We start from the raw sequence: 12,161 nt of genomic DNA, 5'->3' as shown, positions 1-12,161 counted from the left end.
TGCTCATGCCGGATGCGGCATAAACGCCTTATCCGGCCTACAAAGTCGCGCAAATTCAATATATTGCATTTATATGTAGGCCTGATAAGCGTAGCGCATCAGGCAATGTTAGCGCCAACTGTACTTAACCCCCAACATTCCCTGAGTGTCGCTATAGCCTTTGTCACCTGTTTGTACACCAACGTTGCCCCAGATGCTCAGATTAGTATTCACTTTGCCTTCCACCCCGGTGCGAATTTCGCCCAGATTACGCACGCCGTCACGACTGATGCTTACGCCATCCATCTTCACGCCAAAGGTTTCGGTATTGTGGATCCAGTTCACTTCCACGAATGGCTGGAACTCACGCTGCTTACTCTCATCCATTTTGTGATGACTGTTCAGGTAAGTTCTCACACCCAGGCGCGTCTGGATGTTACCGGCGCCCTGGGTTTCAATACGGGTCCCGTCGTTTCGGTTGTGCGCATTGTCCTTCACGCCCATCCAGGTAACCTGTGCCTGCGGCTGGATATACCAGGTGTTCAGCGTGCTCCGACTGGCGGAAAACTCTCCGGATTTCAGGGTATAACCCGCTTCCAGTGAGGCAGTCAGTCCTTTCGAACTGTAACTGTCGCTGGCGCGGTTATCTGCTGCCACACTGTTATTAAACCAGTTGAACAACATCCAGCTATCGACATATGCCCCGGTTTTATCCGCCTCATTCTGGTTCCAGGTGCCGTACAGCCCGGCGCTGTAACCGTTGATACGCCCGTCAGAGCCGTAACCGGCGCGGTCGCTGCGGGTATTGCTGCGCGCGTTTGCATAACCTCCCATCACCCCCAAATGCCAGCGGTCGGTGCCGTCGGTACTCAACTGTGTGATATCACCCCCCAGTTGCAGCACATAACGGTTGCTCTGCGTTTTCAACTGACCGTCACCGGCAACAGAGCGTTCATGACCGCCGACATGGCGCATCCACATGCTGGCTGCCAGTCCGTCCTCTTTTAGCGTGTCGGTGTAGTGCGGCTCACCAAGACGATCGTGCAGACGGTGGTTAAACAGCGTGTTGGCGGTTGCAATATTGCTGATATAACTACCCGCTTCCGGACGTAGCGCATCTGGTGCCGTCGGATCCACTACCGGTGGTTTGACCGGAGCCTCCGGTACAACGGGTCGAACAGGTAAAACGGGACCTTTCCACTTACTGGTGAGATACCAGTTTTGCGCCGCACTGTCAGTGCCTTTCGCCAATGTATAGACATAAGCGCCAGCTTCCACAGTGCCAGTGGTCAGGGCGAAGTGACCGGTAGAGCTGCCGTCAACATGAACCAGTTCAATACCGTTGTCAGTCTGTTTACCCACTCCGCCGACATTATGCACCGCAACCCTGGTGTTACCGGCCGTATCGCCGTGAACGATGAGTTTGTCGGTTTGAGAATCGTCGCCCCCCAGTTCCGTATTCATCACAATCAGACCGTCGTTGCCAGTGTAGTTGCCTGCCACGGTCAGGGTTTTGAAATCATTATCGGTCGGTGTGGAAATCGCGATCGTCCCGGCACTGCTCAGATGGTCAACCAAAGAATCTGCAGTCATACTCCAGCGGCTGACAGCATCAATGTCGACATTCGCCGGGTCGATCCATCCGGTCAGTTGTGCGCCGTTTTGTAGAGTCAGTCGGCTGCCGTTATTACCAATAATATTGCTGGTCAGTTGTGCGCCACCGTTGGCACCATCAAGGACAAGCTCACCCGCGTTCAGTTCAGTATCTGTAGTCCAGGCCGTCTGTCCCGCCAGCGTCAGGCTGCCATCACCGTTCTTGATGAAGCGGCCGTCAGCCACATTGCCATCGATGATGTCACCGTCAAAATGCGAATTATCACTGTCCGTGGCGTTAACGGCGGTCAGCGATGCGCCGTTGAGCATCAGAATGCCACCGCTGCCGCTCAGGCGGTTAGCCTGCTGATTGTTGCCGTTCAGATCGAGTACACCACCGTTGACGATAATATCGCTGCTGCTGTTCAGTGTGTCGGCGATATCGGTCCGCAGTGTGCCTTCATTAACAGTAGTGCTACCGGTATAGCCGTTGATGGCGGAGAATATCAGCGTACCGCCACCGGTTTTGCTGAGGCTTTTGCCGTCCCAGCCGAAACCATACGCGGTGGAGTTCAGATTATCTTGCAGCGCGTCTCCCAGGGTAAAGCTGTGACTGTCCGTTACGTTGAACGTACCGTGTGCACTGGAGTCTTCGGTGTTAAGCCAGACCAGACCAAACTGCGCAATAACATTTTTGCTGTCGTTATCTTTCTTTGCCCATCCGATCAGAAAATGGTCTGTATCGACATAATCCTGTAAAGCCTGTCCTGCGACGGTATAGCTGAAATCACCGCTGATCCCGTTGTGGGTGCGGATAAGGGTATATTGATTCTCATCAGAAACAGGGGCATAGCCGGAGATATCCAGCGTATTGTTCCCGGTAAGCTGGAGAGTATCGGCGCTCAGAGCCGGGTCACTGGCAATATCAACCTGCGCAGTTACACCGCTGCCAAAATTTGCGTCCGCAGCGACAGTCAGCGTTTCACCGGCATCAACTTTCAGCGTACCGCCAGACATATCCAACCGGTTAGCGCCTACGGAATTAGCAATCTGCAGCTCTCCACTGCCTGATTTGTTCAGCGTCTGGACGTTTTCCAGCGTACCGGCAATCATGGCGCGATCGGTGATCGACAGGTTTGCGCCGCTGTTGCCCATCGTCATCAACGCGTCATGCTGGATATCCAGCGAACTGAAACTCTGCGCCATGTTCTGCGCGTCCAGTGTCCCTTCTTTGACATTGAATCCACCTGTGTTGAGGAACTGATTGGCGTTAGCCGTAGATAAGGTTCCCGTGCCGATCTTTTCCAGCTTACCAGGGCCGGACAGGACTCCGCCGAGTGTCAGTTGATCGGCTCCGTCGGTTTCAATCGCTACCGTGTCACCTGCTGCAGTACCAATCAGCCGACTACCGGCATTCAGATTCAATTTGCTGTCGCCATTGCTCTTAATCAGCGAACCATCGGCAAAATTCATGGTGCCGGATGAAAGCACATTCACTGTATTCGCCGCCGTACTGGTTGACAATAAAGTGGCACCGTCCCGCAATGTAAACCGCGTGCTGCTGGTGTTTATGCCATACTGAGCATTATCTTTAAGCTCCAGTACGCCGCCATAAACGGTGGTATTGGCATAAATCCGCGATTGCGTATTTTGAGAACCAGGCGTGAAATCTTCGCCACTAAAAGTCACTTTCCCATCGGTAGCATCGCTGCCGTTGGTGGTATTAATTCCAACAATGACATTTATTGCCACGCCAGTGGAGTTGAAACTGGTTATCGGATCACGAAACAGAATCTGACGCCCAGCGTCAGCAGCAATATTCAGCACGCCATTCGGCTGACGGATATTAATCGCATTGGCAACCGCATATGTCATATTGGGCGTTAAGAGATTTCCGACCCCGGTGAAATTATTATAGAACTGAATATCGCTCTTTTTCGCATGTAGCAGACTCGTGCCGGTAAAATTCGCGCTGTTGCCGATAAGAATAGCGCCTGCATACTGGCCATTGGAATAGTTTCCATGCACTTTCATGCCATCAATACCGTTCGTCTCCATCACCAGTCCGGTCTGTGCAACGATAGCCCCCGCAGTATCTCTGACAGCCCGGTTGCCATAGATATCAGCATTACCATAAAGCTGCACACTTCCGTCAGAAAATAGCCCACCACCCGAACTTATTGCACTGTTATTACCGATAATGACGGTTGCGTCCGTACCACTGAAAATCAAATTGCCCGAGTCATGTAACCGAATGACGCCGCCGGCAATAGCGTGATTAACATTATTGGTCAGCGTTACATTGCCCTCAAATATAATATCGGCATTAGTGGTATCTATCGCGGGGTCATAGGAGTAGGCGCTGTTATTGTCAAAAACAACAGTACCGTTCGCCCCACGAAAAAGCACATCTGAATTTGAGATGATAAGGCTACGATAGCCATTATTGGCATGGTTATCGACAAAACGGAGCTGACTGCCATTGCCGAGTTCATACACAATTCCCGAAGCAGTCCCGGAATTATAAACAGCTCCCCCCGTGGAGTTGCTTATTGTTATATCAATACCGTCCAGCAGTTTAATCACTGCTCTTCGGGTCCCACTCAGGTTAATTAAATTAACAGCATTGCCTGTGGCATTAAACAACCAACTGTCAGACCCCAGTACCGTATGGCGGTCAACAATAAGCGTTGCCGGAGAAGAGCTCGTACCATTAAAAATAAGATCAGCTAAACGCGTTGTCTGATTTGCGCCTGTGCCATAGATTTGTGACAGATAGACGCTCTCTCCCGGCTGGATCGACACCGTTGCGGCGAGCGACGAAGTAACACAGTTTAGTGTTAATACGAAAACAACCAGCGTCATCGCAGAGCCGGCCAGCATACGACGTCCGGTTCGTTTTCCCCGACTCTTTGCAAACTCCGATACCGCGACCCAGGCGCCAGTAGATTCGTTCCGGACAACACGGAATACGTTGTTCATGTTATTCATCCCTTAATGATATGAACATCTCCATCTGGTACATTATTTCTATAGCATTTTACTTAAGGACTACAGGTTTATTTTATAAATAAAAGAGGTAATATTCCTATTTTCGGAGATAAATATCTTAAAAAAACCAACCACAAAAGTTAGTAAATGGAATAGCACAAGATCGAGCAGACAAGAAACTGATGTTTAAATTAATCAGTGCCAGCGCAATTATAAAAACATAATCTCTTTATAAGTGCCAATTTTAATAAAGGCGCGATATTAATTATCTGCGCCATTGATGGCGTCGCAACGGTAAGCTGGAACAGACGGAGTGCAGCTATTATTTTATAGCATCGCACCTGGTATGAGTAATATATAAAATACAGGATAAAAAATGTCACTTGATATAATTAATACCACATACCAAAAGATAGAGAAAGATGGGCTGATAATGACTATCAGTCAACGGAAAGGTCCCTGCTGTGCTTCCATCTATTCAACTGACGGAAGCAATCTTGAAAACAACCACATTTATTATCTGATTAAAACTTTTGATAATGAAAACAATCCAGTAAAAAACGCCCCCTTTAAATACCATGTTGATGTAATCACCAAAAATGGCTGGACTACACTTGGTACTAACCCAATACTAAAAACCTCCTATGAGGGTGACGCAAAAAAATTACAACTTGATAATTATGGTTTTTATAATGCAAAAACAGATCAGAATGGAGAATTTTTATTTGGTATTTTGCCCTATCTAACACCGAATAATGTAACACCGCTAATAGAAAAAGCAACTGCACCTTATGTACAAAGTATAACCCTTACCGTTTATCTTGGTAATATAAGTACAGATCTTATTATTGACATTCCATTTTACGAGGATTTATGTTCACATGATGAAGTAGATATGGTTATCAATAACACAGGTGATTTCCATGATTTAACTGATACAGTTACATTAATTCCTGGCAGAAACAAATCTTGTGGACACAATGTATGTTTTTGTTTTAGTGGGGAGTTGGAATTAGAAATAGAAAACTCTGCAGAGGGTGCAGTTATTATAGATGTAGACAACAATAACCAGGCAACAATGCCATTTACAGAAGAGGAAATTGCCAATCGAGAGGTTTGGGCATATACAACGTTTGCGTGGTGTCTGATATCGCCACTGCGTATCCGCGAAGCTAATTCATCCCGGCAACTGCATGTCAGCCCGGAAAACAACTGTAATATCTTTCCGGGGCAGACGCTTTATGCCACGTTTCAGTATCAACTGAAAGCCGGTGAAAGTTTTTCCGGAAAAGGATGTCCGTTTAAATTAAATAAAGGAAATTTTTATCCTCCTGAGATCTCCTGGTGGCAGGACGGCAATACTTTGTATGGCTGCTGCTTCCTGACCGTGGATGACAGCCTGATGAAAGGTGACCGGCTGTCGTGGACGGTTTCCTGCTGTCTGGATAACAGCGGCATCCCGGTTGTCTCTGAAACCGTGACCTGGAATGTGGCCTGGGATGCCGACACCGACGTTGAGGTCACTTTTGTCGCGGATACGCCTGCATTAATTGATTACAGCAATGACAACACGCGACCGTTATCCTCACGTCCGGCCATGACCTGGCGGCTGACCGTGCCGGGACTGAGTAACACCCAGGCCTGTTTTTATCCCCTCATTACCCGCATTACCGAAGATGCCATTATCAGTGACGAATCGTTTTGTGAAATTACCCCCTGTGCGGCAGACAGAACCAGCGGAGATTATTTCTACGTCATGCTGGATGACCAGGGGAGCGCCGTCATTAATGTACAGCCCCGGGAAAACCGCACGCTGCTCACCGCGTTCAGCGCCGGGATTTATGGTATCGGGACGATGATTAGCACCGCGAACTTTTTTATCAACAGTGCCTGGGAAACCGCGAGTGTTCCTGCTGTCAGCGTGACGGAAGGACAGAACCCTCAGGCGCGCCCCGGTGATGACAGCTATGCTCTGGCGACATTTCCGCTGCTTTCTAACTGGGAGGCGGTGACGGCGCACGATCTGCTGGGCGGTGCAGTCTATCTGTTTGCCGGAAAAGAGATACAGAAAAAGAACCACTACACCCCGTTGATGTTACTGGGAAAAACGCAGATCCCGCTTAAAGCCGATGGTGGCGCGCCCGATATCGCCCTGTATTTTACCGAGTCTAATTTCGAGGCCGGAAAGACCTATTACATCCACGCCTGTCTTGTCGAAAATGCTTATCTGCACAAGGGGGTGAATTACCTTCGTCTGCAGGATATCAAATTTGAAATTCCACAGGAGCAGCCCGCCGTGCCGGAAGGGGTGAAGCGGACATATCGGGCGCCGGAATTTGTCTGTAAAGACGGCGCGGTGATTGATGAAGATGATGTCCTGCTCGGGCGCAATGAAATCGGTTATCAGGGGCTGGAATACCGTATTCCGTTATCCGGCGGGCAAAAACACCTGGTGGCGGGCGACCAGATAATGGCCACGGCATATCTGCACGCGTGGAATAAACAGACGCAGGAAATGGAAAACAGTAACCCGCCGTTGAAATTAAATCAGCTCTACACAGTGACAGAGGCTGATATAAAACTGGGGTATCTGACGGATATTATTTCCGCAGATGATCTGGCGGGCTGTGACACGCCGCCGCAGGGCGTGGATCAGAGCACGCTGAGAGTGGAGTACTATTGTCAGAATAAGCAGGAATACTCTTATCTGCGCGAAGTGTTCATTGATATGTATCCGTAGTCATCGGAAATACCCAGCCTTTCTGGCTGGGTATTATCACGTGTGACATTAGCATAAACCATTACACAATATATCAAGATCCAGGTTCAGATATTTGTTTCCACAATTTCATCATCACTGATTAGCGTAGCGTTTTTTGCCAGTACTCCCACTTTGCATTTTTTCTTTAGCCGGTAGTTTTCTCTTTTGATGTTAAGTGTGGTGGACAGTCCACAGAAATATATATCTGCACGCTTTTGTTCTGTTTTATTTTTTTTCGATAAAATAATCAGGACTGTTAACACACTAAACGTTAAGTGTTTTCTTTATACGTTAGCTGTACATGTTGAAAATTCGAGTAGCATTGTAAGTCATTACGTTATAATCGCTAACCGACAAATAATCCAGAAAATTTAATTTATATACCAGGAGTAAACAAGTCGTTCATTTCAAAAATATGTTTGTAAAAGCGTATGGTATTCTGATTGCCGAAGTTTAACTGTACACAGGAGAAAATTTAGCAGATGAGAAAACTGGGGTACTTTTGTCAACATTAATTGTTCGAAATAATGATGAAATAGCGATACTAACATCATCAAAGCCTCTTAATTTCGCGCTGTTAAAATAGAACGTTCTTGCCGTAATGGTTATAGAAATCCATCCATCCCCGCAATCATCCAACATTCCCATACCGCATGGTTCACAAAATGTATTTTTCGCATATTTTCATTACAGAAACCAGTTTTTAAATGTAACTCAGTGACCTCGTTTTATACGTGCTAAACTTATGCCATGTAATTGTAACTTTCTTTACATTAGCAATTATAATGCAACTTTTGGTACATACAACCCAGATACTCCTTCTTCACCGTATTATCTCCTGATGACTCCTTTCCTTCCACACGCTCCAGTAAATTGTGATCATGTCTTCAGTTTCTTCCCGAAACACATAAATTTGTGAACGCAATAAGCTGCGTGATATTTCCGATGACTTTAATTGTTTCGAATGAGATATGCGACCTCCTGATTTAAAATCACTATACCGAAGAGATTATCAGTTTCTTTTCACAAATGGGACTTTTTTTTGTGTTTTTTTGAGACATTTTGAATGCCTGGAGTGCAGCTGGAAGTTAACAGTTCGAAAAGCAGGTCAGATGGGAATGGGAGAGTCATATGAGGATATTTTCTAATGCTACATAAAAGTAACTTTTTTGACAATGGGTATTGGTATTATTGTGAGTTGATAAGTACTGTTTTGTCATTTAAGTTATACATATATCTAGTGCCACTTTTTCGAGAAAAATGACCCTATGATTTTTGTGCATAGTGCCACTTTTAAAAAAAGTGACCCTATATCGTGATTACATAGGGTCACTTTTCATCAATAAGTGACCCTATGCGAGGTGCACATAGGGTCATTTTTAAGGAAAAAGTGACCCTATGTCGTAGTCATCCTAAGCAATCAGAGAAATAATCATGCAAAGACGTTTTTTCGCGAAAGTTTCTCGGCATATCGCAGATACTGATTGCAGTATTGCGTTTTTTTAAGCAGTAAAATTTTCGTTAGCAGGCTCAGGGGTTTTGAGAAAACCCTGGAGACTTTGGTTAAAAAGTGATACAAGTAAGGACAATAGTTTAATGGATGGTTTAGAAGCTTAAATCGATAGTTCAAAATTTATAAAAGTTACTTTTCCATCTCCAAAACCGATCTTTTAATTCGAGTAGAAAATTATTGCAATTGTATTTATGCAAGGGCAATGTGCTCATATAAGAATCTGATAGTTTAACGCATAACTTACTCTGTAAAATATAACGAACCGATATTTCCATTATTCGTACCTACCGTGCACATCTAATGTCATTACCTCTTCATATTAGGCCTGAAGAATATCAACAACACCATTATTTTATTGGGCGCAATAAAAAACACTTGGAACTAAAACGGGCTACTTGCTATTATCCATGGCTATTTTAAATGGTAGCTCCAGGGAACAGATTGTTGAGGAAATAATAGACATCAATCATATATTTTTAATATCAAAAAAAATATAACCACCAACTAAAACACTTACAATGCCATTCACCATCCACTAATAAAGTAAATATTTTCCTTTCAGCGTAAATAACTCCGATAATATTAATAGAATTTAAAATGGCAAAATAATTATTTATAGAACATATAATTACCATATGTTAAATTCTCTCGCCAGCCAGTATCTGGATAGTTATTATCAAATTACATTCTCAGTTTAAATTGAGAGTTGTTTGGTATACTGGATGTAAAAGATCATGCCCAACGATTGTTCGGTTGTTTTCGTTAATAATAAAAGGGATATAACGGAGTGCTGCCTGGGTTATTATATTAAACCACCTTTCTTTTATCTTGATTAGAACTGGTTGTATCATTTGAGATATTGTCGGACAAACAGAGTCTGATAATTGGTGAGGCTGCCCTTTTTATGATTTACAATCAATGATAAACCACTCCTTTCTATAGATACGCGGTCAGTACTGTATGGGCAATGGAAAGTAAATCAAACAACGTCGATATAGCTGAACAACTCAACAGGTTCCATTGACTGATGCAGGTTGGTAGCGTTCGACATACATACACTTCATTGCAACCTCTGCTGAATGTTATTAGCAAAAAAGTTGCATCCATGATGTACAGTGATTATAGTTGTAAGCGTCTAGCATACAGGGGGACGCGTTGGTTACATCATATTTAATGAGGCTAACCAGCCTAGCGCCCGAATGGAGAGAGTGAAATTCGATTTCACTCTCTCTTTTTTCATCTAAACCTTTATTGTCAAATGGTTATACGCATTTATTTGTATTAGTCACGAATGCATCTGATACATTGACTTGTTACTCATTGCTAAAATGAGTAGCGAAGTTCATATCCAGTCATTAAACAGATTAAGAAAACGATAACTAAATAGTGGAGTTGACTCCTTGAACAGAGAAGATGTCCATCAACTGGCTACGCAATTGTTTGAAGGTAACGAAAGTGCGGCCCAAAAGTGGTGCCATGAACCCAACCGAGCGTTACGGTGGCAACCCCCTGAAGAACTTATGGGGAGCGAATCAGGAATCCAAACGGTAATAGCGTTAATAACACGACTAGAGCAAGGCGTGTATTCTTAGACCTTCTGCCCAGAGCCGTTCTGTAGTTTTATCATCGCATCAAGCAAATCGTTTTCATCCCGTGAATGCTGAGACTTGTTCCGGGTCACATCGGGGCTATTCACCGATGGAAGAGCTTTAAAACGACGGTTATCCCTTTGTTCCTGTACCAGCTTCGCCACATACAATACTTGGCCCAAATTCTGGGGTTAACAACTTACCCAGCCGAGGAAAACATCTGCAGTCCTCAAATAGACATTAGCATTGAGCCCCTACACTCGCACCAGTTGATAGTTCACTGCTTGTATGTGCTATAGCGTAAAGAGATACCGAAAGTATCCGCGTCAGCACCTGAAGAATTTAAGAGCCTGGAAGGAGGAAGGTTGCCAAAGGATGACGATGGATGCATGGGCAGTAATGCCGTGTTTGGTGTGATCACTCACATCATCAATGATGCCAGGAGTGGGAAATTTGACGATTACCCAGTGATTTAAGGCGCAAAGAAGTGGTATTTTGTGTCATTAAAACCCATGATTGTATACACATAACGAGTACACGAGGTTTTTATGCAATCCATCAACTTACGTACCGCACGCGGCAACCTTACTGAAGTGCTCAAAAATGTTGAAGCCGGGGAAAAGGTTGAAATCACCCGCAGAGGCCGCGAGCCAGCTGTAATTGTCAACAAGGTTACTTTCGAAGCCTACAAAAAAGCGACGCTGGATGCCGAATTTGCATCCCTGTTTGACACACTGGATTCCACCAACAAGGAACTGGTTAACCGATAATTAGGCATATATCACCGGAAGAGCTTATTGCGCTTACTACGGCCTGCCGGATCCGGGTAGGGCAGAAACCATTATCGGGAGAGCCCAGCCCAGAGTTGTATATGAAGAGATCATCGACCTTTTTGAAGTCTCCGCAACCTACCTGGTGGCTACTGCGAGATGGCGTATCTTCAATTATGCAAATAAGCGCACCGCGCTAAACAGTGCGCTGTTATTTCTGCGCCGTAACGGTGTGCAGGTCTATGATTCTCCCGTGCTGGTAGACCTTACCATGGGGCGGCCACTGGTGAGATCCCCGTATCTTCAGTAGCCGAAAAGCTACGTGAGTTATATGGGACCAACACTTAAGAAGTGGAGTTATTGATCGGCATAGGGGGCAGCACAAGGCTGCGCCCCTGCCACACCACCCGGCATGCGGGTCCGCACCGGGCGGTTCGAGAAGTTGAGGTTATGCGAGTCGAGGGAAGCCTAAAGCATCAAAGTAGTCGACTGTAAGTATACGGTTCAGCCCAGCTTCGCTGTGTCTCCACCAGTGCCCGGCGCCTCCTGCCATAAGTGCGGCCTGCTCATGGGTAGCCCCGAGACTGCGGAGGCGATTATAGAGAGCCTGTACATCATTCTGTGTAAATGCCTTTCTCAGAAGTGACCGTCAAGGCGGTCACCGAACTCGATAATAAAGCGACTCATGGCTATCCGCCAGTCCTGAAGTGGCATCGTCCATTTCTGTGAGGCTGACTGGATAGCCAGCCACACCACTTTTTTCACCGATTCATCTGTCGGGAACACTTTCCGTTTCTTTATCGCATGTCTGATGACGCTATTCAGCGATTCGATTGCGTTAGTGGTGTAGATAACCTTGCGGATCGTCTCCGGGTACACGAAGAAGGTGGCAACATTCGGCCAGTTTGCCCGCCAGCTGCGACTTATCTGCGGGTACCGTGCATCCCATTCCTTCCCGAACGCAT

4 protein-coding genes and 3 pseudogenes are annotated in these 12,161 nt (G+C 45.9%); 4 read left to right on the top strand and 3 right to left on the bottom strand.

What is annotated here, in order from left to right:
* Positions 1-108: 108 nt before the first annotated feature.
* Positions 109-4,542: pseudogene (locus FEK47_RS24400) on the bottom strand (autotransporter outer membrane beta-barrel domain-containing protein); the annotation flags it as partial.
* 1,099 nt (positions 4,543-5,641) lie between these two features.
* On the opposite strand from FEK47_RS24400, the gene FEK47_RS24395 reads away from it, so the two are divergent.
* A complete protein-coding gene (locus FEK47_RS24395) occupies positions 5,642-7,303 on the top strand; it encodes a hypothetical protein (protein ID WP_135488324.1) in 1,662 nt (553 codons plus the stop codon).
* An 86-nt stretch (positions 7,304-7,389) separates the two neighbouring features.
* On the opposite strand, the pseudogene FEK47_RS25175 reads toward FEK47_RS24395, so the two are convergent.
* Positions 7,390-7,509, bottom strand: a pseudogene (locus tag FEK47_RS25175) (AAA family ATPase); the annotation flags it as partial.
* 2,728 nt (positions 7,510-10,237) lie between these two features.
* On the opposite strand from FEK47_RS25175, the gene FEK47_RS24385 reads away from it, so the two are divergent.
* From FEK47_RS24385 to FEK47_RS24370, 3 genes and pseudogenes are all read left to right on the top strand, one after another.
* On the top strand, positions 10,238-10,429 hold the full coding sequence (locus FEK47_RS24385) for an MbcA/ParS/Xre antitoxin family protein (RefSeq protein WP_135488323.1): 192 nt from the start codon (positions 10,238-10,240) through the stop codon (positions 10,427-10,429).
* 545 nt (positions 10,430-10,974) lie between these two features.
* Positions 10,975-11,196 carry a type II toxin-antitoxin system prevent-host-death family antitoxin gene (locus tag FEK47_RS24375; protein ID WP_135488322.1) on the top strand — a complete coding sequence of 74 codons (222 nt, stop codon included), beginning with the start codon at positions 10,975-10,977 and terminating at the stop codon, positions 11,194-11,196.
* Positions 11,196-11,544: pseudogene (locus FEK47_RS24370) on the top strand (type II toxin-antitoxin system death-on-curing family toxin). The gene FEK47_RS24375 and the pseudogene FEK47_RS24370 overlap by 1 nt, the downstream one beginning before the upstream one ends.
* A 288-nt stretch (positions 11,545-11,832) precedes the next feature.
* Here FEK47_RS24370 and FEK47_RS24360 read toward each other — a convergent pair.
* Positions 11,833-12,161: transposase (locus tag FEK47_RS24360; RefSeq protein WP_138183419.1), on the bottom strand; the 329-nt coding region annotated here is incomplete at its 5' end.

The organism is Escherichia sp. E3659, assembly GCF_005781135.1.
In the GTDB taxonomy this organism is placed as follows: Bacteria; Pseudomonadota; Gammaproteobacteria; order Enterobacterales; family Enterobacteriaceae; genus Escherichia.
This window is presented reverse-complemented; position numbering and strand designations above follow the sequence as displayed.

Bases quoted from the DNA above. Each gene is read 5' to 3' on its own strand.
- FEK47_RS24375 (WP_135488322.1), top strand. From the start codon at position 10,975: ATGCAATCCATCAACTTACGTACCGCACGCGGCAACCTTACTGAAGTG.
- FEK47_RS24395 (WP_135488324.1), top strand. From the start codon at position 5,642: ATGCCATTTACAGAAGAGGAAATTGCCAATCGAGAGGTTTGGGCATAT.